At 50.1% G+C, this 22,948-nt stretch carries 23 protein-coding genes, 2 tRNA genes and 1 pseudogene; 9 read left to right on the top strand and 17 right to left on the bottom strand.

All coding sequences use genetic code 11. From position 1 onward, the window contains the following. Positions 1 to 138: 138 nt before the first annotated feature. From JMJ04_RS13025 to JMJ04_RS13035, 3 genes are all read left to right on the top strand, one after another. Positions 139 to 432: a hypothetical protein gene (locus tag JMJ04_RS13025; protein ID WP_201370907.1), complete on the top strand. Its 294-nt coding sequence runs from the start codon at positions 139 to 141 to the stop codon at positions 430 to 432. Positions 433 to 485: 53 nt separating this feature from the next. Continuing rightward, positions 486 to 571, top strand: a tRNA-Ser gene (locus tag JMJ04_RS13030). Between the two features lie 8 nt (positions 572 to 579). After that, positions 580 to 668: transfer RNA gene (locus JMJ04_RS13035), tRNA-Ser, on the top strand. Between the two features lie 130 nt (positions 669 to 798). Here the strand turns inward: JMJ04_RS13035 and JMJ04_RS13040 are convergent. Next, a complete protein-coding gene (locus JMJ04_RS13040; RefSeq protein ID WP_201370908.1) occupies positions 799 to 2,322 on the bottom strand; it encodes a cation diffusion facilitator family transporter in 1,524 nt (507 codons plus the stop codon). A 267-nt stretch (positions 2,323 to 2,589) separates the two neighbouring features. Beyond that, positions 2,590 to 2,919, bottom strand: a complete 330-nt coding sequence (locus tag JMJ04_RS48670; RefSeq protein ID WP_201370909.1) for a DNA glycosylase AlkZ-like family protein — start codon at positions 2,917 to 2,919, stop codon at positions 2,590 to 2,592. Positions 2,920 to 3,059: 140 nt separating this feature from the next. On the opposite strand from JMJ04_RS48670, the gene JMJ04_RS48675 reads away from it, so the two are divergent. Both JMJ04_RS48675 and JMJ04_RS13055 read left to right on the top strand, forming a co-directional pair. After that, positions 3,060 to 3,224 (top strand): hypothetical protein, encoded by a 165-nt coding sequence (locus JMJ04_RS48675; RefSeq protein WP_420799463.1) that lies wholly within the window; start codon positions 3,060 to 3,062, stop codon positions 3,222 to 3,224. 562 nt (positions 3,225 to 3,786) lie between these two features. After that, on the top strand, positions 3,787 to 4,971 hold the full coding sequence (locus JMJ04_RS13055) for a DNA glycosylase AlkZ-like family protein (protein WP_201370910.1): 1,185 nt from the start codon (positions 3,787 to 3,789) through the stop codon (positions 4,969 to 4,971). Between the two features lie 152 nt (positions 4,972 to 5,123). On the opposite strand, the gene JMJ04_RS13060 is transcribed toward JMJ04_RS13055, so the two are convergent. The 3 genes from JMJ04_RS13060 to JMJ04_RS13075 all read right to left on the bottom strand — a co-directional run bounded on the left by JMJ04_RS13060 (position 5,124) and on the right by JMJ04_RS13075 (position 7,232). Beyond that, positions 5,124 to 5,369 (bottom strand): hypothetical protein, encoded by a 246-nt coding sequence (locus tag JMJ04_RS13060; RefSeq protein ID WP_201370911.1) that lies wholly within the window; start codon positions 5,367 to 5,369, stop codon positions 5,124 to 5,126. Positions 5,370 to 5,377: 8 nt separating this feature from the next. Continuing rightward, positions 5,378 to 5,632, bottom strand: coding sequence for a hypothetical protein (locus tag JMJ04_RS13065; RefSeq protein WP_201370912.1), 255 nt, complete (start codon positions 5,630 to 5,632; stop codon positions 5,378 to 5,380). A 1,315-nt stretch (positions 5,633 to 6,947) separates the two neighbouring features. Next, positions 6,948 to 7,232, bottom strand: a complete 285-nt coding sequence (locus tag JMJ04_RS13075) for a hypothetical protein (protein WP_201370914.1) — start codon at positions 7,230 to 7,232, stop codon at positions 6,948 to 6,950. 185 nt (positions 7,233 to 7,417) lie between these two features. Between JMJ04_RS13075 and JMJ04_RS13080 the strand changes: the two genes are divergently transcribed. After that, complete coding sequence (locus JMJ04_RS13080; protein WP_201370915.1) at positions 7,418 to 8,278, top strand: hypothetical protein; 861 nt, start codon at positions 7,418 to 7,420, stop codon at positions 8,276 to 8,278. A gap of 123 nt (positions 8,279 to 8,401) precedes the next feature. Here JMJ04_RS13080 and JMJ04_RS13085 read toward each other — a convergent pair. From JMJ04_RS13085 to JMJ04_RS13105, 5 genes and pseudogenes are all read right to left on the bottom strand, one after another. After that, positions 8,402 to 9,614, bottom strand: a pseudogene (locus JMJ04_RS13085) (IS256 family transposase). A gap of 92 nt (positions 9,615 to 9,706) precedes the next feature. Next, complete coding sequence (locus tag JMJ04_RS13090; RefSeq protein ID WP_201370916.1) at positions 9,707 to 10,285, bottom strand: YdcF family protein; 579 nt, start codon at positions 10,283 to 10,285, stop codon at positions 9,707 to 9,709. Between the two features lie 109 nt (positions 10,286 to 10,394). Then, positions 10,395 to 11,234, bottom strand: coding sequence for an IS3 family transposase (locus tag JMJ04_RS13095; protein WP_236038009.1), 840 nt, complete (start codon positions 11,232 to 11,234; stop codon positions 10,395 to 10,397). A gap of 14 nt (positions 11,235 to 11,248) precedes the next feature. Further along, positions 11,249 to 11,554: a transposase gene (locus tag JMJ04_RS13100; RefSeq protein ID WP_201370917.1), complete on the bottom strand. Its 306-nt coding sequence runs from the start codon at positions 11,552 to 11,554 to the stop codon at positions 11,249 to 11,251. 327 nt (positions 11,555 to 11,881) lie between these two features. Next, a complete protein-coding gene (locus tag JMJ04_RS13105) occupies positions 11,882 to 13,459 on the bottom strand; it encodes a phospholipase D-like domain-containing protein (protein WP_201370918.1) in 1,578 nt (525 codons plus the stop codon). A 303-nt stretch (positions 13,460 to 13,762) separates the two neighbouring features. On the opposite strand from JMJ04_RS13105, the gene JMJ04_RS13110 reads away from it, so the two are divergent. Then, complete coding sequence (locus tag JMJ04_RS13110) at positions 13,763 to 14,146, top strand: hypothetical protein (protein ID WP_201370919.1); 384 nt, start codon at positions 13,763 to 13,765, stop codon at positions 14,144 to 14,146. A gap of 1,350 nt (positions 14,147 to 15,496) precedes the next feature. Here JMJ04_RS13110 and JMJ04_RS13115 read toward each other — a convergent pair. The 6 genes from JMJ04_RS13115 to JMJ04_RS13140 form a co-directional block, all read right to left on the bottom strand. After that, positions 15,497 to 16,864 (bottom strand): baseplate J/gp47 family protein, encoded by a 1,368-nt coding sequence (locus JMJ04_RS13115; RefSeq protein WP_201370920.1) that lies wholly within the window; start codon positions 16,862 to 16,864, stop codon positions 15,497 to 15,499. Positions 16,865 to 16,923: 59 nt separating this feature from the next. Beyond that, positions 16,924 to 17,352 carry a hypothetical protein gene (locus tag JMJ04_RS13120; protein WP_201370921.1) on the bottom strand — a complete coding sequence of 143 codons (429 nt, stop codon included), beginning with the start codon at positions 17,350 to 17,352 and terminating at the stop codon, positions 16,924 to 16,926. Further along, complete coding sequence (locus JMJ04_RS13125) at positions 17,349 to 18,092, bottom strand: hypothetical protein (protein WP_201370922.1); 744 nt, start codon at positions 18,090 to 18,092, stop codon at positions 17,349 to 17,351. Before JMJ04_RS13125 ends, JMJ04_RS13120 begins: the two co-directional genes overlap by 4 nt. Continuing rightward, positions 18,092 to 18,514 carry a hypothetical protein gene (locus tag JMJ04_RS13130; RefSeq protein ID WP_201370923.1) on the bottom strand — a complete coding sequence of 141 codons (423 nt, stop codon included), beginning with the start codon at positions 18,512 to 18,514 and terminating at the stop codon, positions 18,092 to 18,094. The genes JMJ04_RS13125 and JMJ04_RS13130 overlap by 1 nt, the downstream gene beginning before the upstream one ends. Before the next feature lie 62 nt (positions 18,515 to 18,576). Beyond that, positions 18,577 to 18,786, bottom strand: coding sequence for a hypothetical protein (locus tag JMJ04_RS13135; RefSeq protein WP_201370924.1), 210 nt, complete (start codon positions 18,784 to 18,786; stop codon positions 18,577 to 18,579). A gap of 251 nt (positions 18,787 to 19,037) precedes the next feature. Further along, on the bottom strand, positions 19,038 to 19,247 hold the full coding sequence (locus JMJ04_RS13140; RefSeq protein ID WP_201370925.1) for a helix-turn-helix domain-containing protein: 210 nt from the start codon (positions 19,245 to 19,247) through the stop codon (positions 19,038 to 19,040). Between the two features lie 181 nt (positions 19,248 to 19,428). Between JMJ04_RS13140 and JMJ04_RS49455 the strand changes: the two genes are divergently transcribed. Further along, positions 19,429 to 21,579 (top strand): recombinase family protein, encoded by a 2,151-nt coding sequence (locus tag JMJ04_RS49455; RefSeq protein WP_236038011.1) that lies wholly within the window; start codon positions 19,429 to 19,431, stop codon positions 21,577 to 21,579. Here the strand turns inward: JMJ04_RS49455 and JMJ04_RS13150 are convergent. Beyond that, entirely contained in the window at positions 21,534 to 21,797 is a 264-nt protein-coding gene (locus JMJ04_RS13150) for a hypothetical protein (RefSeq protein WP_201370926.1), read from the bottom strand. The two genes, JMJ04_RS49455 and JMJ04_RS13150, sit on opposite strands and share 46 nt — an antisense overlap. 143 nt (positions 21,798 to 21,940) lie before the next feature. On the opposite strand from JMJ04_RS13150, the gene JMJ04_RS13155 reads away from it, so the two are divergent. Beyond that, positions 21,941 to 22,921, top strand: coding sequence for a helix-turn-helix transcriptional regulator (locus JMJ04_RS13155; protein WP_201370927.1), 981 nt, complete (start codon positions 21,941 to 21,943; stop codon positions 22,919 to 22,921). The last annotated feature ends 27 nt before the right edge of the window (positions 22,922 to 22,948 follow it).

Raw genomic sequence — 22,948 nt, forward strand, 5'->3', positions numbered from 1 at the left:
AGCGGGGTCCAGGGGTAGCGCCCCTGGCGGGGTTTGGGGTGTCCCCAAATTCTTCCCCCTTTTGCCGCCTACGGCGGCAGGAAAGACTTGCACACCAGGTTAAAAAGAAGAAAGCAATATAACAAGGAGAAAATGCATATGTCGAATTCACATGATCCATCAATGGGTGGTGATTTTTATGAACAGCCTCACGAGGGGCTTAGGCATTCACCAGCGATGGACCCTGAGGTCTCGGCGAGGGAGATTGCGCGTGAGCAGGTCCTCCTGCATGCCTTGTTAGAGCAGGGCTTCCTCTGGGATGAAGCCATAAAGCTCATCAGGATGCGTGAGCATTTATATGAGAATACGGAGATGCGCCAGCGCATGGCTGAAGATTGTCATATCCAATTTGCTCGTTGGTTGTATGAGCAAGGCGAGTTAAACGAAGAATAAATCCGCTCTAAAAGTGCTTGTCAAGGCAGGGAAGATGTGTTATACTGCGTGGCGGAGAGGTGTCAGAGTGGTCGAATGTGCCGCTCTCGAAAAGCGGTAGGGTTAATAGCCCTCGCGGGTTCGAATCCCGCCCTCTCCGCTTATCCTGGAGGAGTCTCATAGTGGTCTAGTGAGCACGACTGGAAATCGTGTAAGGTGATGAGCCTTCGCGGGTTCGAATCCCGCCTCCTCCGCCATCTTACCCCGCATCAAATACTCCGACTAGAATATAGTCGGTTTTTTATTGCCCACAACTTCAGAAACAAGTCACAAAGCAAAGGAGGAGCCGGGTGTCGGGCGACACCCGGCTCCTCCTTTGCTTCTCTCTTATTCTTCGGGGGGTTCGGTGTGGATCGTCACGGTGTCCAGGTAGGGATGCGCACGGCGTAGCGCACGCTTGGTCTCTTCGGCCCAGGTGTGGACCTGGCTGAGCGCAGTGTGTGCCTCGCAGGTAAGATGCAATGTGACATCCAGTGCCTCGGGTGGCGCCAGCGTTAGAGTCGCTGTGCCGCCGCTCTGCGTCTCTTGCATAGGCGTGTGGGGCGCGACCCTCTGGCTCTGGTAGAGACGTACCTCGTGTGTTCGGCCCGGACCCACAATGCTATCGGCGATGCGCGTGATGTCTGTTTGCAGCGACCGGTTCGCGTGCGTGACCTCCTGGCGGTAGGCAATAGTGTTGTCGGGAGCCTCGATATGCGTGGTGACGCGGCGGAGGAGCGCGTTATGCTCCATAACTATCCGCTCAAAGTGGGAGGCCTTGGTATGGGCCTCGCGCAACGTCATATCTGCCTGTACCTCTACATCCAGGTCGACTTCGAGCTCGCCATTGACCTTGCGCACATGGATATTATGAGCGTGAATTCCCTGAAGTTCGGCCAGGTAGCGGATCTGGTCTGCCACACTTTCATTCGGCGATGCAATAGGCTCGATATGCACGATGACATCATATTCGCTCTGTGGCGAGGTGTCGCGCGTCGCTTCGATGGCCTGTTCCTCAATCACCTCGCTCAAGACGTGCGTCTGTTCGAAGGGCAGCGTACGCGGGGCTGCAATCACAATATCCATAAAATGCTTATTGCCTGCGCGGCGAATGCGGGTGCGGCGTACCTCAATGACGTTGGGCAGGGCGCGCAGTTGTCTCTGTAGTTTGGGTGCTAACTCGCCTGGGGCCTTATCGAGCAGGGCGTCAAGGGTCTCACGTATCAGGCGCGTGCTGACCCAGATCACGATGCCAGAGACGCCCAGGGCCGCGACGGCATCGGCCTGGCCTAGCCAGCCTGGCAGGTGCAGGTAGTTCGCCAGCGCGACGATTCCCAGCCCGATCACCACCACTGCTGAACTCCAGATGTCGGTGCTGAAGTGTAAGGCGTCGGCCTCAAGTGCCTGGCTACCATGCTTGCGCGCCGCCTGCATGAGGGCGCGTGCGCGTGTGATATCTACGACAATCGAGGTCAGCATAACGAGAAAGGCCCAGATGCTCACATCGATATGCCCCTGCTGGAAAAGCAAGCGGCCAGCCGCCTCGTAAATAATCCAGAGCGCGGTCCCAATAAGCAGAAGTGCCTCTATAAAGGCGGAGAGGTTCTCTACCTTCCCATGCCCATAGTGATGATCCTCGTCGGCGGGCTGGGAGGCGATACGTACAGCGAAGAGCGTCATCAAGGCCGCAACCAGGTCCAGTCCTGAATGTGCAGCCTCCGCCAGAATGCCCAGGCTCCCCGTCATCAGACCGACAATAAGCTTAAAGCCTGTCAGACCGATGGCGGCCCCTACCGAGGAGAGGGCAACCAGCGTTTTCTCGCGCTCGGGTCGTGGCGTAGATGTATGAGAAGCGTTTTCGTCTTGCTGCATGTCTATCGTTCTTCTATATTCAGTCTACTTGTGTACTCATTTTTTGGGTTCCACGGGGAAAAGTCGTACATGTTGCCTGCACGGGAACCCAGTGTTTGACGCCTGGGTTATTTTAGACGAAGAAACGCTCATTGTCCAGAGGCAGGGACAAAAGGCTGAATTTTTAGTTGAGTAAAATTGATAATTAATAGAAATAAAAAGTAGCTACCCGGTAATGCGTGAGTGAGGAGCTGGCTCTGCCAGCTCCTCACTCACGCATTACCCACACTATTCTACGAGCGCGGTTCTGGCACCAGCCAGCAGGGCCTGGCGGGTTGGACTGTCAATGATCTCGTTGACAACGATCTCCTGGGCGTGTAGGTAGTGGAGGAAGCGTGATGAGGCTCTGGCCAGGGCTGCCAGGAGGGTAGCATCCGGAGTGATGTCTTGCTCCCACCACCAGTTGGCAATCGTCCAGGTGCCTTTCTCCAGGCGCGAGTCGATACGCGCCACGAAGCGGTCACGGTAGAAGATGGGGAGGGCATAGTAGCCCCAGCGACGTTGTGGTGCGGGCTTATAGACCTCCCAGATATAGTCGAAGTCGAAGAGTTGTAGCACGCCCTTGCGGTCCCAGAGCAGGCTATCGAGGGAGCCAGAAAGCGCATCTCTTCCGCGGGCACCTCGCTCGCGGCGTTCTCAAGCAATGGGAGAGCGCTTGTAGGCAGGTAGTAGGACCATTCCTTTTCGCCGACTTTGACATGGGTGAGCAATCCCCCGGCGACCAGGTGCGCGATAGCTGCCTTGCGCGTTGCTGCATCGCCACAGGCGCTCCAGATCGCAGGTTCGGCATTGGGGCGCAGCAGGCCAACCGCCTGGAAGCGCCGTCCAATGATCCAGCGGTGATAGGCCTCGCGGTCCAGTAGCGCTGGCGTCTGAAAGTGCATATCGGGGATGACGCGCTCGGGTCGATCATAATAGTGGCGTCCATTGCGGCGATGGTGAGTGAGGATCAGGCCACAGACCCACATCGAGCGCAGGGCGCGCTTGGCTTTGGTCAAGCCATACCACGAATTGGCGTCGCTCATGCGTGAGCGATCCTCAAACTCGAGCGATGAGAGCGGACCATTGGCATCCATCGCGGCCAGAATCCTCTCGGGGGTCTCGGGATCAAGATCCAGGATCTCGCGATCATGATATGGGCGGTACATCTCGCGGATAGTGGCGCGCAGAGGCCAATCGCTGATGGGAACCAGGCAGGCCTGGTCATGCCTGTCTAAGTGTCATACAACAAGACTGTCCACTATTCTCCCTGAGTTGAGGGTGTTGTTCGGCTACATGGCATAACCATAATGTGAATCTCAAGATGTAGTGGCTCAGTCAAAAGTGCGACTGAGCCACTACATCTTTTGCAGGAGGGCAAACAGGACGTCAAATGTCCCCTTTTCATGTTACACTCAAAGCAGATAAACCGGAGGACACGAGCTGATGCTGACCCTTTCACGCGCCGAAGCCCGGCGCTTTCTGGCTAATTATCACTTTACCCCAACCGATGTGCCTGGTGTCTTTGATCGCCTGGGAACGGTGCAATATGACCCGCTCAATCCTGTGGGGCGCAACCCTGATCTGGTCTTGCAGGCGCGAGTGCCAGGGTACCAAGTAGATGACTGGCAAAAAACTGCCTATACCGATAGGGTTGTATACGACTCATGGGATAAAATGGCATGTTTGGTTCCGGTCGGAGACTGGCCTATGCGAGCGATGATCCGTAGCATGCATCGACCCTACCATGACCGCGAGATCTTGAAGACACGAGTGGGGATAGCGGAGGACATTTTGGCGGCCATTGATCGTCAGGGGCCGCTTTCGTCACTGGAGTTCGAGAAAGAATTGCGTACTAGCATCCCTGGTCAGGACAAATGGGGCGGCGCTACACACGTCAGTCGCGCTTTACGAGCAATGTGGGTTTGCGGCCTGCTTGTGACCCATCACCGCCAAGGTGGGCGTCACTACTACGACCGGGCAGAACGCGTCATTCCTCCACATTATTACAATGTGCCCGCGCCCGATGAGCAGAGTTATTACCGCTGGATAATGGCCCGCCGTCATCAAGCTACAGGGCTGCTTCGTCCCGGAGCGGAGGCTGCCATCTGGTCGGCATGTGGCAAGAGCGAGCAACGCAAGTGTGCCCTGGCTCAACTCGTCGAGTCCAGTAAGTTGCTTCCGGTGCAAGTGCATGCTGGAGGAAAACCACAGCTCTATCACATGCCTGCTAACTTACTGCCGCTACTTGATAATCCTGCATCGGAGCCTCGCGTGCTGTTTCTAGGGCCGCTGGACAGCTTTTTGTGGGATCGCAAGGCATTGCAGCAGATTTTTGACTTTGATTATGTTTGGGAAGTCTACAAGCCAGAGCCACAGCGCCGCTGGGGCTATTATGTGCTGCCGGTGTTCTACGGAGATCGCTTTGTGGCCCGGCTAGATAGCCGCCTGGAGCGAGGAAGTTGGACAATTACCCGTTGGTGGTGGGAGCCGGATGTGACGCCCACGGCTGACCTGCTGGATGCGTTACAGGTAGCCGCCGTAAACTTCGCCCGATACCTACGTGCCAGCAGTGTGCGTGTTGAAACGAGTGTAGAACCTTTAGTTCGTCAGGCGATGGCAATCGGGTAGCGTGGTCATTCCTGCCTAAATGTTATACAACAAGGCTGTCCACTATACCGCCTGAACTCAAGTCCTTGTTTGGCCGTGTCGCATAAAAATAAATACGCAGCATTCCAATAAAGGGGTGCTGCGTATCTTCTCTGCCCATCCTCTTTAATCTGCTACCCGTTCTTGGCAAGGTAAGACGTGATATAATTCTTAAGCTTTTCTAGCTCGTCCGGCTTTAACAACGATATGGCAATATCGAGAGGAACTTCTATTTTTGTGCCGCCTTGCAGGTTCATTGCTTTATCAAGGCCGGTTTTTTCCAGAAATTCAAAAAGCGCATCTACCTGAATGACGAAAGCAGTATTATCTTCGCTTATTTCGATTATGGGGTCGATGAACGGAAACATATCATCGAGCATATGCCCTCCTACTTACCTGCCTTATAGGTAGACAAAATATCGTCCATCTTCTCGCCGGTGATAAATCTTACAGATTCGATGATCGCCGCGCCCTTCGCGGGCTGAGCAAATTCGTTTTCGTGGTATTCTTGGATGAACTCGCAGCGGCCAGTCTGCATGGCGTGCCTAATTTCCTTTAGGTTCCGGCCCTTGATCTCGACGGCCATGAAGCTGTATATGAGCGTAAACGCCTTGTCATAATCTGCGCTGAACACCGTAGCCATGAGAAAGCGCGATTGCGGAGACTGTGATGGCTGGAGGATACAGCGGATTTCAGTATAGGGTGAGGGCTTCCCTGAGCCGTCATAGGCTTCATAAATCCGTTCTGAGCAGTGGTTTTGCTTGAGGTTTGCGTAGACGACGCCTCTTTCCTGAACCGCGATAACGGATCACCCATTATTCTGGCCTACCTTTCGTGGTCTACATCCAACTCCTGATCATAAAAGTGGTTCAAATCCTCGCCTTTTATGCTGGGTTCTCTAAAATCTCCCTCTAATATCTGCTGATTTAGGTCGATATTGCCCATACCGGGCTCAATATAGCCTCTGGTTAATATGTGGCGATAGAAATTATCTACGCTTTCATGGACTGCTTCAATATTGTCATCAGGGGTTATAAAGGCAGTCTGTGTTCTGCGCTTTTCTTCCTCCCACTCGGACACAATAGCCGTATCTACTTTCGTTATAACTCATACAATTATAACAAATAAAATACGGTTTATGATGTTGCACCCTGGTATTTTTATAATACATGTAAAAAGGTATCATAAGGTCGTCGTTCTCTATGGAATAAGAAAAATCAACGTTTTCGGTTACAGATCAATCGATTCCGGCTCTTAGTGTACAATTATGTACAGATTCTACGATAGCCCTGCTCACTGTGTGGGATCTGAAGCATTGCCCCAGCTTTCTTTTCCTACTGCCCTTCTAACAGCGTTGCTTCTACTGTGCAGTTGTGTATATCGTAACGATATCGCTGCGCAACACGAATGTCCTCCGCTTTTCCTGCGGTTCCAGCAACGGCCCCGGCTATTTTATCGAGCAATGCAACTATATTGATGGTAAGACCACCACCTGTGGAGAGAAAATAAAGTTGTTCCCTGATGGGACCCTTACTACGCTCAAATAGATGAGATTTATTTAAATTTAAGTTGTTCCCAAAACAGCTCTCGGGGCCCTTAGACATGCAATACGGGCAAAATAAAGTCGTTCCCTAAGAGCTCATCCCGAGGGACCACGAGCAATGCAACAGGAAAAGAAGACGAGAAGGCCAACACCGGTAGTATGCGGCTGTCATTTTACATTATCCAGACCCTTTATGGCTTCCTCTACGTACGTCTTTGCGACACCCGTTGTACAAGACTCCGGTGGACCCGTGTCCTTAGCTATAGGTAAAGAAGCACGAGATATACGCATAGCAGAAGAATCGCTACAACGCTGACCAGGCGAATGAGTAGATCAAGATTATCTGCGATCTCCATGCCAACCAGGATACCTATTTTTAGCAGTAACAGCCGCCTGAGCAGCGGTCTAGTGCCACTTACGCACAAAGGCCTGGAGCGAATCGATGTCGCCACTCATCAGGGTCCAGGATCACGCGTTGATCGTAGACGACATAGGAGTGGTTGCTGCCAGCCTTGCGAAAGCAGCTACAGCCGAGGACGGGAAGCTTCTGCTCTTCCGTCCGGCGTTTGGGCTCGGTTGTCGTGCAGCCAAGGAGTGCCTCGAGTTCCTGGGGTGGCACAGCGAAATCGAAGACAAAGACTTCAAAAAACTGGTCTTTGGCGAGTTTATCTATCGCCAGGCGGGTCAAGAGCTGCTGCACGAGATTGGCCTTCGTCTCCCGCGGGCTGGCGGGTACCTTGGGAAAGGCAAGAAATGCTCTCGTATTTCTTCATCTATTAGTATGAGATAAATGAAAGCATTTTCCTTTATACACTTTTTTCCACAATTTAACAGCAAAAAGCGCTATCGCCCCTCGTTTTTATATAGCAAAAGATATTTGTGTGAATGAAGAAGGATATTAACAGCTACTATCTAGATCTGAATAAGGTGTGGATAGCTGCTAATAGTGTAGTTGTAGCAACTTCAGCTCTATGGGTGAATAATATGAGTGTTATCAAATATATCAAACTATTAGTACAGAATATAGATATTTCTATTGCTATTGGAATTGCTATTATGGTAGCGATTCTTAACCTACTTGGCATTGGCAACCAACCCATTATTTTCTCTGCGCTTCTGGCAGTAATGGCCATTGTTCCAATTAGTATGTTAGTTAATCGTCAGCAGAACAAAGAAATAAAGGATATACTCTCAAATCTTAAGGACACTCGTTCACTAGCAGCAAAGTTTTTCCATAAGGAGGACGATCTCACCGAAATTGTACAAATCATTCGAAAATCTCAAAAAATTATTCTGTGGGGATACACGCTATCATCACATATCCCCATCTTACAAGAAGAGATTGAGAAAGGGTTAGACCGTGGCTTACAAGTCACCATTCTCCTTATAAAACCATTAGGGATAGTCTTAGAGATGGCTGCATTTCGTAGTGAGAACCGTATGATCAAAAATAAGCTTAACAAAGAGTTAGAGGCCAATTTAGGTCGTCTTGAAGAGATTAAAAAAAGTCGCCCGAATGCAGCCTTTGAATACAGAGTTATCGACTACTTCGCTCCATACACAATGTACATCTATGATCCTCATCTTTCAAATGGCAAGATAATGGTAAGATTATCAACACTTGAAGTTTCAAACGCCGAGAGACCTACTTACTACTTAACGAGAAAAGATGACGAAACTTGGTTTCAGTTCCATCTTGACCAATTTGAAACAGCTTGGAAAAAAGCCCACAATTGGATAATTTAAAAAGGAAATAATCCTGTAAATCATAGGAGGTAGATGGTTGCTTGTGGAAGGGAATTTCGTTCTTACCTCTACTATATCATGAACCACGGACGGATCTGTAAAGAGCTTTGTGTATTTGGGTCATCATTGCGGAAAACGATCTGCAAATTCAAGAGCAAAACGATTGAGTGCTGGTTTCCACTCTCGAATGGGCATGGTCCATTTCTTCGACACGGTCTGCACAGCCAGGTACATCACCTTGAAGGCTGACTCATCGGAAGGAAAAATCCGGCGGTTACGTGTCATCTTGCGCAGGGTCATGTTCAGTGATTCAATCGCGTTAGTGGTGTAGATGGCCTTGCGGATGTCTGGCGAAAAAGCGAAGCGCGGGATCACCCGACTCCAGCGCGCTCGCCAGGAGGCACTTATCGTGGGATACTGCGCGTCCCATTTCTGGGCAAACGCCTCCAAATTCAGTTCAGCTTCCATCTCTGTGGCCGCACTGTAGATGCCCTTGAGATCCGTGGCGACCTCCTTGGCATGCTTGTGTGAGACGTAGCGCAGCGAATTACGAACCAGATGCACCATGCATAACTGCACTCGTGTGTGCGGAAAGACGGTTTCCACCGCTTCAGGCAAACCCGTGAGTCCATCCATGCAGGTAATGAAGATGTCCTTGACACCCCGACTCTGCAATTCGGTGAACACCGAGAGCCAGAATTTGGCGCCCTCATTCTGGGCGATCCACATGCCTAGCAGCTCTTTGTGCCCTTGCAGATTCACCCCCAGGACCAGGTGCAGAGCTTTGTTCACTACCCGTTGGTTCTCGCGTACTTTGATCACTAACCCATCCACATACACGATGGGATAGAGCGCCTCCAGCGGGCGCGATTGCCAGTGGCGAACCTCCTCACTCACCGCATCCGTCACATTGGTGCATGAGCGTCGGCGACACCTCCACGCCATAGAGCTCGTGCAATTGGGACTGGATATCGCGTGTGGTCAGTCCATGGGCATACAGGCTTAAGATCTTGTCATTGAAGCCATCCAGCCGCGTCTGGTGCTTCTTGACCAGTTGTGGCTCAAAGCTGCCTTCTCGATCACGAGGGATCTCAAGCTCCAGGTGGCCTTGCTCTCCTTTAAGGGTCTTCCGGCTCTTGCCATTGCGGCTGTTGGTCGTTCCCTCCGCTTTGGGCTCATACTTGCCATAGCCCAGATGCGTTTCTAGCTCGGCCTCCAGGCACCGTTCAGTCACGGCTTTGGTCAACTCTTTGATCAACCCACCCTCACCCAGGATATCCTGAGGACTCGTATACTCTTTGAGCAATTCGTCGAGAATCTCTTTGCGTATGGTCATGTTTCTCCTCCTCTATCTTCCGCAATCTCTCTTTATTCATTATCTCCACTACACAAAGGATTTTACAGTACCCACGGACCTCCTTGCGTAATTTATCTTAAGATTTCTTTTATAATCTGGTATGCTTCTCTTACTTCATTAGGGATTACTTGTTTCTTGATATCTCCTTTATTGGTATACCTTTCTATCTTCTCGTATTCTAAAACGCACCTTACAGCCAATTGATCTTCTGACATAGTTTCCATACAAGGAACGTTAATAAGCACCATATCTGTTGTTTGTTTTTGGAATGTTGCATAACCTCGCCTTTGTTGTATAGGCCTGTTTACTAATATGATTCTTTTAAACACCGAGAGATTTCCAAGAGAGAATATCACATCCTCAAGCGTATTCAATGATTTATTCTGAATAATAATACGGTTCTTATCAACATCATTTTCAATAAGATTTTCAGCATATTTATCAGCAAGTGTTTTATTCCAGCCACTTTCTTCAGTGAGGCTTCTTTCACCCGTCACAAGAAGATAAGAAGCGAAGCCAGCTTTATATAACTCTAATCCCTTTTGAGGAACTGCAAGAGTAGGAGCACCAAATAAAAATATCAGATCCGCTTTTTGCGGTCCATCTGAAATTGCTAACCAGTTGTAGAGTATAGTAACTAAATCTTGCAAAGCCCTAATCCTATATAATCTCGCCAAGTAACTTTACGTGATTTGCCTCGTAAGCCTGCTCAAATGGCAGGGTTATAGTAAATCTCTCTAGTCCTGGGAATCCTAGACACTACAACAGGGTGGGTGAAGGAACCGGAGGTAATCCATGTTCCAAGGCGAATTGATCAGGTGAAATGTAGCCCAAGCTCTCATGAGGCCGCACCCCATTGTAGAAGTGGACCCAATCTTGGGCAGCTTGAAGGAACTGACCCAGGGTGTGATAGAGGCGACGCTCAGCAACAGCGAGCTTGAAAACGCCCACAAACCGTTCGGCATAGCCGTTATCCGTTGGCGTGCCTGCCCGGCTCATGGAGAGTTGAAAGCCTTTTTTCAAGAGCAGTTCCCGTGTCGGCTTGGCCCCAAATTGCTTGCCTTGATCGCTATGGAAAATCGCGTCGGGAACATCGAACGAGAGCGTTTCCAGAGCGCTGGTCACCAACTCGGCGCGCATATGATACTCAAAAGCCTGCCCCAAAATATGCCGGGTGCGTTTCCAGAGCGCAAAGCAACCACGCACTTTGGTGCCATCTGCCAGTTTGACCTCCAGGATATCGGAGAACACAATTTCGGGATCGCGCTCCTGAGTCAGTTTGCGGAGCAAATTGGGCGCAATCTCGCTCGCCTTGCCTGGATACACATACTTTTTGCGCTTGCGTCGAGCGGTGATCCCATATTTGTGTATGATGCGGCGAACTCGGTCTTTGCTCATCTGGAGCAGGGCGGCCAGCTTGCGATGCCCCAGCGTATCATCCACCTCATGCCACGCTTCAATCGCCACTGCGACCTGCTTGTCCTTCACCGCTTGCTTGGAAGGCCAATACAGCGTGGCTCGACCCACTTGCAAAGCGCGGGCAACCAGGCTTTTGCGAGAGGGGCCATTGGGCCGACTCAGTTGATGGGCCAGTTCCACCTTCTGTGCCGGTTTTAAATTCCCAATAACCCCGGCACTTTTTTTAAGATTTCGTTCTGCACAGTCAATTCGCCGATGATCTTCTTCAGTTCATCAGGCGATTCCCCCGGCTTGTAGCCCTGACTGATCGCTTTCTGTTTCGGATCGCGCTTATCGACAAACAAGTTTGGCTTCTTCTCCTGAAACTCTTGCCTCCAACGCATCAGCTGCGAGCGGGACACACCAAATTTCTGGCAGGTGGCTTCTAAAGTTGTATCTCGCTGAAAGCTTTCCATCACGGCTTTGACTTTGAAGTCCGCTGTATACGTTTTCTTTTCCATGATATCCTTTCCTTTCAGGGTCTCAACTCTCCATGTCTAGGATATCACATACCGGACAAACGGGTGTGAGCGGGCGATCTATGGCACTTACACAACCGCTTGCAACGCTGAGTCTTTCTGCATACCCTTTGCTTCTGGCCCAAACCAGTGTACGCAGCTTCTTTTCCTTTAGCTTGAGGCATTGATGGCTTAAGACAACTTGCACATCATATTAAATAAATATCAGCCAGCCCATACGAACTAGCTGATATACTATCTAGCTTCCGTCTTTTTGCAAAAATCTATTGAGGTGAGCTACAGGTGTGCACCTTCACATTTATCTGTGGCTTAATGTGGAACTACTGGTGCCACATCTAACCTGTTGACATCAATTCCAAGTTGGATCAATTGGTCTTTTGAGGACAATGCAGGTGAGTAAGGCAGAATTCTGCCCGACATGGACTGGTCTAAGTTGAGCGAGCGTATATTGTCATTAGCAATGTTGGTCCAAATTGACAATCTACTAAGTCCAGCATCTGCTAGTGGTTCACCCCCACCTACCGATTCTAGATGCTCATTCCATAGAAGGTTGCGTATTCTGAACACCTCACCTGTATCACCAGGTTGGCCTGCTATTCCATCATAAAGGATTGCGTTGATTTCTACATTCCTCCATCCGTCAGAAGCGCTTAGGCAAGGAGTGGGTATGAATTCAAAGGCATGGTCGAGGGAGACACCATCAAGATTGGCCGAACCTATACTACCCCAACGGTCATCAACGATAGCAACTTTAGCTTCCATATAGCATTGCATGATTCGCACCTTTTCTTGTCCTTCATGCGGTCGTTGAGTCCTCCATAAAGAGAAGACACCTACTTGGTCGGGAAAGTCTCTCATCAATGGCGAAAGAAGATCATTTTGCCAAAACTTGTATGTAGGTATGTCCGGGTTCTCGTTTACCAGAAGAATAAGCTGGAGTTCTTGTTTTGCTCTTAGCGCATCTCTCAAAGAATTATTAATGATTGGAGATGTATAGTATTGAGCTTCAATGTAGATCAAATTTTGCGCGTTATGAATTGCACGAAGGTATGACTCTAAAACACCCTTTTCACCATTTGAAAGACCATTAGCCTGAAGAGGAGGGCTAGAACGAACGATTTGAATTGATTGCCTTCCTGGACGATCAGGTACCATGCGAGGAGGGTCAATTGTGCTCGTGGATACGCTGTTCCAAAGATCGATGAAAGTTTTATTCATATCCGAAGCTGATGGACCATCCATTTTAAGAGACACTGTATGCGCAGGCTTGTTTCCAACACCATTGCCAACCCCGCCTAATGGAGGAAAATCTCCCCCTGCCCCATCTCCGCGACGTGGATCAGTTACACAATGTAACTGCGTATCCAAATAGCCTTGTGCAAAAGGCAAGCCAGAGAGAAACGCTGTTGACCCATCAACTACTACTGCTTTTGCATGTAAAAGCCCAAATGATCGGGGCATTATTCCCAAGTCTGCAAGTTCGATGTTGGTTTCTCTACAGATCTTCTCTAGTTTCCGATAACTGCTACTAGGTAAAATGCTTTGCGGATCGTAGTTTAGGAGAATACGAACTCGTACACCTTCCCTTCGTGCTGCAGCTATGAGCGCATCCACTAGTTTGCGTTGTCCACCAATGGGTTTCTTCGGGCTAGATTCTACATCTCCAACTGGTTGTGGTGGGCAAGCGTCTGTGAAATCGACAAATGTTGCAAAGAAGTCTGGATCAAATTCTAATTGAACCAAATGAATTGTATTTTCTGCTTCATCTATGGATTCGATCATAGCATTACAAGCTAGCTCGCCATCTGGTAATAATTGTACAGCGTTACCCTGCGACAGATTTGGCGGATCAGCCTCGCCTAAAGTGACAAGCCAACCATCATCCATAAGTCTAAAATTCTCCGTTTGCGCTGGTCCACAAGCATATATGCACACAATATATATTACGGAAATAAGGGTGACCATAATATACAACGTCGCTATTACGACTAAAAACACGAAAACGACGAAATAAAAAACTATAATAATAGTCGTCACTAGAATAAAAATTGTTACGAGTATACAAACTACAGCAGTCACCCAATGGCAAAAAGATCTTAAAAACCTCGGAGCAGAGTTACAAATTCTAGACGATGTTTGTGTACATTGGTTTTGCCATTGTTGTAAAAGGTGTAGTAGGGTTCGTATCAATTGCATGCACTTTTGCACACTCCATTCAAGGAATCCCATATCCACACCAATATTTGTTCTGCAATATGCCGTGTTATCTCTTCACAAATCATCGTTATTCTCCCAATATATGCCGCTGAGCTTCGAGGAATTGATCAATATGTTGAAATACCTTCTTATCAAAAAAAACAACCTGCGCAGCAGCCTGCTAAAACCGTTCCTTTACCACTATGTGTGTTACAAGGAGATAATATTGATTGCCATGGCGCAGGTTTTTTAGGTAGGTATCTTGATGCCATCCAACTGGAGCTTTCGGATTTCCTCCTTAATGCGAATGATACAAAATCTTGCCCAAGCCAATCCTATAATCTTTCCAAGTGCACCTGCCGTCACAAGCGCAACTAGTGGCCAAAGAAGAAACGAACACCATGTTGAAAATTGAAAGATGTGCCACGTGATAGTGCACACAAACGCTACAGTGGCACATACTGCTCCATGAGAACAGCCGCACTCTTGAAATGACTTATTAAGCTTTTGTTCCCAGCGCAGTGACTGCTCTAGGTGAGCTGTGGGAATTCGAACAACTATGCGGGTATTGAGCAGTGGTTGTCCGGAATGAATTATCGTTTCAAGATCTGCTGTTGACTGAACTTTTAAAAATCTTTCAGGTGACGTTTGATTTTGAAATGCTATTTTTCGCATTTCGATAGTCCCCATTTAGTTGAAGAATTACTGTAGAAGCGCTAGGAAGTAACTTTCCCCGAGCTTAGGTCAATATGCTTTCTCCTTTCACTTAATCTAATCGGCAAGTGCTAGGGTTTTTAATGCTGAAAAAGGGCCAATCTTGCTCTAGTAATGCAAAGATGAGGATGTTGTGCCTCATCTAATGCTTCACTCCTCATTTAAAAATATCAAAAGAAACAAGCACAGGTATTAGAAGATAAGTATTTTTAAGATGGGCATATAACATTTAATCAATTTACCTGTGCTTGCCTACAGTTGCGATTACAGTAATAGGAAAGGCGAGGTTTGCTTAGCCGAGCAATAAAAACAATTTAGGGAATAAATATTTTTGTGTTTAACACTCCTAATAGTAATGATGGCTACTATTGAATATTTTTCCCTAAATTTGGCTACAAAAGACTTATAGAGAGGCTGTGTTGCAAAAAATAACGAAGGAAGCAACTGTGCATGGAGTAACTTTCTCGTGAGCATTCAGGCTACTGCTTCAAAGTGCTTGGCAACCTACATAATTTAGCCTCTTCCATCACCTTTTTCGACGTTTTGCAGTTGCACTTTCCCCATCATTCAAGGTCCCGACATTTTCCCCTGCATTTCCCCGTTAAACAATCAGCTATCTCTGTATAGGATGCGAAAGAATCAATCCAGAACAGACTTCTTGAAAGACAGAAAAGCGGTTTGTCTTCTTCTGGCGCCATAATATAGAGATCTTCTTGCAGAACTAGATTGTTCTTGCAAGAGGCTACCCGCTTTTAGTGGTAACTGTCACACTGATGAGTGAGTCGTGTTCCGTGCCTGGTAAAATAGACAATGAAAAAAGCAAACCAGAAAGGGACGAGAGACATGACAGGCAAACGGAAACAGTACGACCCAGAATTTAAGCTGAAAGTCGTGATGGAAAGCTTCCAACGAGAGACGACGCTGGAAGAAGTGTGTCGGCTGGTATTGCTGCCAATGAGTCGAAATCAAGTTGTACAATTTGCCTTGGTTTTGCATGTGATTTCCTTTCATTGCCTAGTAGGTAAGGAACAACAAGCGGATATGGTCAATGTCTGGAAGGGTCGCGTCATTGGAGAAGGACACCGATTGTATTCCTGAGTGAGCTAATAGCAGGCTCTTCGCTTGGGCTTGGCTCTTGCCTGCAATGCTGGCTCTGACGCGCTCCTGCTCGGCCTGGGAGAACTGATACACCCATGTCTCAGTTGCTTTCACCTGAATGGTTGTTGTTCCTTGTGTGGTGCTCGTGATGTGAACGTCTCCACTTGGTGTGTACAGGGCTCCTAGTTGCTGCCTCGCCTGAGTGGTGAGTGCCTGGGTGAGCAAGGTTTGTAAAGCTTGTGTTTCGTACACGATGCCTGTACACGTCTCGTCAAGCGTGACTTGCACACTGCTAGCTTCCTCTCCTGACTGATGGTTCGCGCTCGTCTTCTGCTGGCAGTGCAACGGGGTTGTAAGTGTCTCGGTGCTCTTGACCTGGGTTTGTAAGGCGGCGATGGTGCTCTGGTCAAGGCTGGCTTTCAGGCTCGTGTCTGCTGCGTCGATGTCGTGCTGCGTCACGCTCTGGTAGTCTCGTGCGTCTTGACCTCCGGTAAACGCTCCGTTCACTGCGGAGATGTTGGCACGACAACAGGGACCATAGATCGCGCCTGCCTTCAAGTTGCCTGCTGGTCCTGCCTGGGTCGCGTGGGCGCTGACACTGGCTTGCCCTAATGTGGGATAATTGACAGCACTCACGGTTACATCCTGGTCAGTGACCACTTGTACCCCGTTGGCTGCGGCAACAAGGGTTCCTGCTGGTATGGTCTGCGCATAGGTCGCGCTATTATAAAACGTGATGTACCCGTGTGCGCTCTGGGCGTCCTGGTGCGCTTTCCCGGTTGTGGGAATGGTGCGCGCCTGGCTCATCGTTACGGTGGGAAGTATTCTTCCTGGCACCTGGCTCTGGGTCTTATCGGTGCTTCCTCCAATGGTCACGGTCAAGCGGGTTTCGAGCGTGTGCGAGACTGGCACAATCGTGACCGTGGTGGTCGGTGTCCAGAAAGGAGATACATACAGTAGTCCTCCTATAACAAGCGCACAGGCGCATAGAATGGCGCTGAGAAGCACCAGATGGTGCTTCACCCACTGCAATGGTCTTCTCCGTCCTGGTTGCGGCTCCTGGCCGATGGGTGGGACACTCTCAACGACGTTCGCTGGTTCCTCTGGCTCTGCTCGCGGGTAAAGGTGAATCTCAACGTCCCATTGCTGGCGGTTGGGGTCATATTCCTGGTTGGCTTCAATGTGGGGGATATCGTCCGTGGTGTGCGCCCGCTGGTTCTGCTGCCGCTGGTTCAGTTCGTGTAGGAGCTTGTCAATGTCATTTTGTATCTGTCGGTCTTGCATGGGGTTCCCTCCAAGAAGAAAGGGAAGAGCACATCATGGTGTGACTCTTCCCTGAGACATTAGGCGTGTGTGATGCCATCCCACGGCGCTCTACAGGTGTCGAGCGGTCCGGCGCTAAAGGCTGTATAGGAGAAGACCTCTTTGTTGAGCTGGTCGAGTTGGTCAAAAAAGTGTTCTGGGACGGTTCCACGCCAACGGATGACGATATAGCCATCTCCCGACGTGTTGACTTCGCCATACGAGATGAGAACGGCTTGGATGGGGCGCTCGGTCTGGAATGCGGTTTGAAAGTTCAGGGCAAGAGTGGCTGTGATGGTCTCTCTACAGGAGACAACGACGTATTCATCCTCTCCGCTAAACGTGATGCCCAGAAGATCGTTGACGCGTTCTGTCAACATACGCATGGTTCGACGTGGTCCCCTGGGGTCGTTCTCCTGGGGCCGCTGTGGTTGCTCGGCCTGGATGGGGTATGCTGGTGTGACAATCACTTTTTCACCTCCTTCATGGGGGTCGCGCTAAACGTGTCGTTCTCGTTCTTAAAGGCGACGCTTTGCCCTCCAACAGAGACAATCATGTCCGGCTTGCCATCTCCATCCAGGTCTTTGAATGCCACCTCTGCCGGGGTCAAGTCTTGCCCACTTCCGAGCAAGTTCAACCCGGTTTTATACAGGTGGGTCTTGCCTGGGTCACCTGCCGCGATTTCGATGACCATAATCTGACCATGCAGATTGAGGGCGATGAAGTGTGATGGGTTCGCGCTGCTGTCGTGGTTATGGCCCACAACCACGTCAGTCTGGTAGGTGCGGGGGCGTCCATAATGCAGGTCGTCTTGCCATCCCTGCCACGCCTGTTGCCCCATGTTCATGCCAAGCCAGCCCCCAAACATTGCGAGAACTGAGAATCCTGCATAGGCAGGCCAGCGGGGAAAGTGAAACGATTTGGGCATCCCAACGGGCAACAGTGGTGGTTGCTGGTGCTGCCTCTGCTGCCTGGGTTGATCATGAACATGTATCCTAACCCGGCGCGTTGCCTGTTCGCCCGTCTGGGTCTGGGCGGGCGAACAGGTAGGCTGGCGTACGACGCTGGTACGGGTGCGTGTGTCATACAAGGCATCTTCGTCGATCTGATCCTGGGTGTCTATGTCCTCTCTGGGTACTCTGGTGACGCGCTTTGTACGTGTGGGCGGCTGATCGGTTTCCATGCTTGGACGATAGCGAGAAGGGCGCATTATCTTTCCCTCCTCTCGTCGCGTGCTGGCTTTGAGGTGTTGGTTTGTTCCTCTCGCTTGCGCATGGCGTATTTGTAAACCTCCTCGTTCCAGCCACACACATAGCCGTAGCGCCACAATGCCGGACGCAAGGTATTGTACATGGCCCATTGCAGCGTGTTCTCGGCGTCCTGGGCCACAATCTCACTCTTTTCAAAAGATAGGGCTATAAACTCGCTCCGTCCCGATTGCACGCCATTATAAAAGACTGGATCGGCACAAATGAGAATGTTATCAACGCCTGTGGCGTTCGTCTCGTCTGTTAGCCTGGGGGTATCTTCTGGATGAATGCTACATAAGGTGCCAACGCGCTGACGTGATGCATCTTGCTGCTGCGCCTCTCCATAGAGGTGATAGGTGATTCCCGTTCTGTTCTGCTTCATGCCCTTTTCTCCTGTGGCTCCCTCCTGCTGCTTGCAAGCAACAAGAGGGAGTCTGCTCTTAGCTAGATATGCTTTCCGCGAATGTAGTTGATTGCTTCGTTAGGAGTCATAAGACCGTCTTTTACAGCCTGGGCGGCTTCAAGAACGCTAGTCCTATCTTGATGACATGGGCATGAGGGGTCATAAGAATACGGGTTGTCCGCACTATGAAGAGGGTTATCTGTTGGGATAACAGGAATGAAGTTATCAAACGCTTGCTGTGTCGAGGTCATGCTATCTGCCTCCATCAATCGACAGGCGCAGCCCGCACGTGGTATTATTACCAATAGACTTTACGCCTGTCCCGGCAGCAGGAAGCCCTTTATAGAGGCATTCTGCTGCCACTGCAAAACAGTAAAAGGATAGTGTTTGTACTATGGTTACTTTGGCGAGCGAGCATAGTACAAAGTGTGAAAAAGTCTCTGAGAGACGCCTTGGCTCTGCGCCTTGGCGTTTCTTTGCATCACCTCCTTTAAGCCCGGAATCAGTCGGCGAGCTTCAGACCCTCAATATCCTTATAGGTTATCTCCTGCCCTAAGCCCTTAGATATGGCATTCGCAATCTTTCCGGCTGTCGCCTTATAGATGCGTTTCCCCGCTATTGCGTCGCCCAGCGTACCCGGATCAATATCCGCCTCGCGTGCGAGCTTTGCTTTCGACCATCCGAGCTTAACCCTGTAATCTTCCAGATTCATCGGTTAAGCACTCCAAAAAGAAAGATTTATTACCATAGTAGTATGCCACGGAATTCATGGGAATGTCAATGCAACATACTGAATTTATGGGAAAATATTGGATAGTTCACAGTAAAATATGGTATATTTAGTTCAACAGTTAGGTGCGTGAGGTATTAGCAGAAGAAAGGCGCTGAAGGGAATGGCAGAACATAGAATATTCAAGCCACGCCAAGCAGAGAAACGTTCGACGAATTATAGGGATTTACCGGAAATCGACAAAAAACGAATAACAGCCGTCCTGGTGCGGCAGTCAAAAAGCGGTGCGGATACCGCAATGGCAGAAAGCCGCGAGACGCAATTGGGGCTTCAGGAATATAGCAAGTTGCTTTACGGCGATGAAGAGCCGCAAGTTGAACTATATGACGAAGGGGCGGGCGTCTCCGGCCAGAAGCGCATTGATCAGCGCGCGGAACTTGACCGCCTTTACCGTGATATGCATAAGGGAATCATAGGCACTCTGGTTCTGGCGAGAGAAGACAGGCTTTTCCGCAACAAACATATGGACCAGGTGGGCGTATTTACCCGCCTGGCTGAAGAAAAGAGAATCAAGGTCATCGTGCCGCCTATATCATCCGCTGCCAGCGATGAAAGAACCCGCGTTTATGACTTTACGGTATACCGAGACCTGGTTTCCTTCCAGGATAAAATGCGTGAGGCATACGGCTATATTGAAGGGCATGTGAAGCACATGCTGCAATGCAAGCAGAATAAGGCGGACAAGGGTGGCTATGACGGGAGGCTCCTGCCTCCAGGGCTTGCGGTGAAGGGCAAGAAACAGAACCAGGTCATTGTGGTTTACGAGCCGTGGGCGGAAGAAATGCGCAAACTCGCCCTGCGTGCGCAGGCACTCGACTGGAATATCGGCAAGCTTAATCGGGAAGTCGATAATATGGCCTATCTTTTTCCTGAAATCCCGGATGAAGATAGGGAAAAATACCTCATCAAAACCTGCATCCACCATATACCCGGTGTGGGTTATAAGCCGCGTTCCGAACAGACGCTACGGGATCTGTTCACCAATGAGATGCTTATAGGCTGGTGGCAGCCGGACGATGACAAGCCTGATGTCATCATTGATAATCATGATGCCGTTCTGGACTATGCCCTCTTTGCTGAAGGATATGCGAGACTCAAGGGTTATACGCTGGAAGGCGATCCTGTTGAAAATCATCGAGGGACAACACGCACCCCAAAGACGCGCGAAACGCCGCCAGATTTGTTGTTTCACGGCAGGTTGATTCTTACTCCACCTTCCCCAGATGAAACCACGTTTATAAGCTTCTATGAGCAAATATACGAAGGGAAGGCTACATCCAATTATCTGGGCTATCGCAAGCCGAATAATCAGATGACAAGAAAACGATGGTGCTGCATTCCGGCGAGCGCATTTGACGATATCGTCGTAAACCGCCTGCTCGCGCTTGAGAAAGCCGACATTGAAATGAAGGATAGAGTCAAGGTAACGCTGGAAGAGGTTTATAACCAGCAGTCCGAGGATTTTGTCAGTATTCCCCAGCAGATTCAGGGCATCAAGACGCAACTAACAGAGAACGCCAGGAAGCGCATGAAAACCAGCATTGACGATCCTATGTATGAAATGCTGGAGGAAGAAAGAAACGATTTGATGCAGCGCCAGCGAGAGCTTGAAGCAAAGAAGGAAAAGCTTGGCATGGTGGACAGCCCGGATGAGATCGCGCAGTTACATTCCCTGCTCGGAAATTTTGAGACGGTATGGCCTACATTTGACCTTAATCAAAGACAGAGAACATTTAGCCTGCTTATCAACCGCATAGAGATTGAGGTAGTATCGCCACACTGGTTGCGGCTATCCATCGACTGGCTGGATGCTGTATGCCCGCGCCTGGATGTGGCCTATATCTGGAAAGTGTCACCGAGCCGGGGCGAGAAATTCAGCGACGAAGAAAAAGAGATCATCAGGCAGCATTATCCGCGCTCGCCTTACATGGAGATATTAAAAATGCTCCCTAATAGGACGTGGCAATCTATCCAGGGGCAGACGGTGTTGATGGGCATTAAGCGGGAAGTCATCGCAGAGCCCGGCATACAGGTGGGAATATGCTACAAGGACATGGTTCCCAATCTCGATGAAAGATACCTGTTTGGCGATTATGAAACCACGCTGAGCTATATCAAGACGGCCAGCGGCAACACGGTTAAAAGCGAAGCGCCTCTGTATGCGCTCTGGCTGCTGCCTGCGAAGGTAGAGAATCTGACCGGGATTGTTCAACGATACTTAAATGGAGATGACTGCTTGTCCCAGGCGTCGTAAACCATGCGATGGGTATAGGCCGCGTGCTGCCAGTCGTCGATCTGGTAGCCTGGAATGCGTGCCTGGAAAACGAGATCGGGATTGCGTCCAACCGGGTTTAGCGGATCGTATTGGACCGTGCCCAGGCGCTCAAAGACCCCGGCCAGATCGGTTGGACGAAAGTGGTAGCTGGTGAGGAAACGCCGCGCATGCTCGCGTGAGATATGAATTGTCGTCATGGTGTGATCCCACCCTGTCTTAGAAAATGTATCGTCTATGTTGGCTTAATAGTGCTTGCCTTTGAGTATACCTTCAAAAGCGGGTATAATAAGTCCTGATTGGCTCTATCCCGGCAAAAGACCTTGAGAAAGGGAATTGGCACATGTACTTTCCCACGACACGCGTCCTGACGGTACTCGAATTATTGCAATCGCGTGCGCGCATAAGTGGCCCCGAACTGGCGGAGCGCCTGGAGGTAGATGTGCGCACCATTCGGCGCTATGTCACAATGTTGCAGAGTATGGGCATTCCTGTACAAGGCGGGCGTGGGCGCTACGGCGCATATCATCTCCGCCCAGGTTTCAAGCTTCCTCCATTGATGTTTACCAATGATGAAGCCCTGGCGCTGACGCTGGGACTCTTTGCCGCGCGTAAACTGGGGCTGGCCGAGGCGACGCCCGCGGTTGAAGGGGTCGCGGCTAAAGTTGAGCGTGTCTTACCCCTGGAACTGCGTGGACAGATGCAAGCCCTCCAGAACACCCTGGAATTCCAGAGCCTGAACGCTAAGGGTGTGGCGCGGGCTGAAGTCATCTCTGTCCTCTCAACGGCGGCCCAGCTTGAGCAGAGCGCCTTTTTGAGCTATCAGGCCTTCAAAAGCGAGGTTTCTGAGCGCGAGGTAGACCCATACGGCCTGGTCTATCGCATGGGCTACTGGTACATGGTCGGCTATTGTCATCTGCGTCAAGATCTGCGCAGCTTTCGCCTGGACCGGGTGTTAGAGGCCAGTATGGGCGAGAAGCCCTTTACGCGTCCTTCCGGTTTTAACTGCCTTGAGTATGTCACAAAGGGCATTCCTATGACGCCTGCGCGCTGGTATATCGAAGTTGTGTTGGAGGCGACGTTAGAGGAGGCCCAAAGTATAGTCTCGCCTACCATGGCCCTACTGGAGCAGGTGGCAGGCCAGGAGCGGCAGGTCTTATTTAAGTGCTATGCTGATGACCTCGACTGGATGGCGTATCATCTGGCGGGTTTGTGTTGCCCCTTTATTGTACGTGAGCCACAGGAACTCTGTGACGCGCTTTTCCGCCAGGCTGAGAGAATGCGTGACCTGGCGGAACGGGCGAGCCACCGAGAGCAGATATAACAGGTTGTTAGTGGGACGAGGCCTCTT

Source organism: Ktedonobacter robiniae, assembly GCF_016587375.1.
In the GTDB taxonomy this organism is placed as follows: Bacteria; Chloroflexota; Ktedonobacteria; order Ktedonobacterales; family Ktedonobacteraceae; genus Ktedonobacter; species Ktedonobacter robiniae.

Excerpts from the sequence above, each read along its gene's own strand:
- JMJ04_RS13025 (WP_201370907.1), top strand. The coding sequence starts at position 139 with ATGTCGAATTCACATGATCCATCAATGGGTGGTGATTTTTATGAACAG.
- JMJ04_RS13040 (WP_201370908.1), bottom strand. The coding sequence starts at position 2,322 with ATGCAGCAAGACGAAAACGCTTCTCATACATCTACGCCACGACCCGAG.
- JMJ04_RS48675 (WP_420799463.1), top strand. The coding sequence starts at position 3,060 with ATGGGTGAGCAATCCCCCGGCGACCAGGTGCGCGATAGCTGCCTTGCG.
- JMJ04_RS13055 (WP_201370910.1), top strand. The coding sequence starts at position 3,787 with ATGCTGACCCTTTCACGCGCCGAAGCCCGGCGCTTTCTGGCTAATTAT.
- JMJ04_RS13060 (WP_201370911.1), bottom strand. The coding sequence starts at position 5,369 with ATGCTCGATGATATGTTTCCGTTCATCGACCCCATAATCGAAATAAGC.
- JMJ04_RS13065 (WP_201370912.1), bottom strand. The coding sequence starts at position 5,632 with ATGGCTACGGTGTTCAGCGCAGATTATGACAAGGCGTTTACGCTCATA.
- JMJ04_RS13080 (WP_201370915.1), top strand. The coding sequence starts at position 7,418 with ATGAAGAAGGATATTAACAGCTACTATCTAGATCTGAATAAGGTGTGG.
- JMJ04_RS13100 (WP_201370917.1), bottom strand. The coding sequence starts at position 11,554 with ATGGAAAAGAAAACGTATACAGCGGACTTCAAAGTCAAAGCCGTGATG.
- JMJ04_RS13105 (WP_201370918.1), bottom strand. The coding sequence starts at position 13,459 with ATGGATGATGGTTGGCTTGTCACTTTAGGCGAGGCTGATCCGCCAAAT.
- JMJ04_RS13115 (WP_201370920.1), bottom strand. The coding sequence starts at position 16,864 with ATGCAAGACCGACAGATACAAAATGACATTGACAAGCTCCTACACGAA.
- JMJ04_RS13125 (WP_201370922.1), bottom strand. The coding sequence starts at position 18,092 with ATGCGCCCTTCTCGCTATCGTCCAAGCATGGAAACCGATCAGCCGCCC.
- JMJ04_RS13130 (WP_201370923.1), bottom strand. The coding sequence starts at position 18,514 with ATGAAGCAGAACAGAACGGGAATCACCTATCACCTCTATGGAGAGGCG.
- JMJ04_RS13135 (WP_201370924.1), bottom strand. The coding sequence starts at position 18,786 with ATGACCTCGACACAGCAAGCGTTTGATAACTTCATTCCTGTTATCCCA.
- JMJ04_RS13140 (WP_201370925.1), bottom strand. The coding sequence starts at position 19,247 with ATGAATCTGGAAGATTACAGGGTTAAGCTCGGATGGTCGAAAGCAAAG.
- JMJ04_RS49455 (WP_236038011.1), top strand. The coding sequence starts at position 19,429 with ATGGCAGAACATAGAATATTCAAGCCACGCCAAGCAGAGAAACGTTCG.
- JMJ04_RS13150 (WP_201370926.1), bottom strand. The coding sequence starts at position 21,797 with ATGACGACAATTCATATCTCACGCGAGCATGCGCGGCGTTTCCTCACC.
- JMJ04_RS13155 (WP_201370927.1), top strand. The coding sequence starts at position 21,941 with ATGTACTTTCCCACGACACGCGTCCTGACGGTACTCGAATTATTGCAA.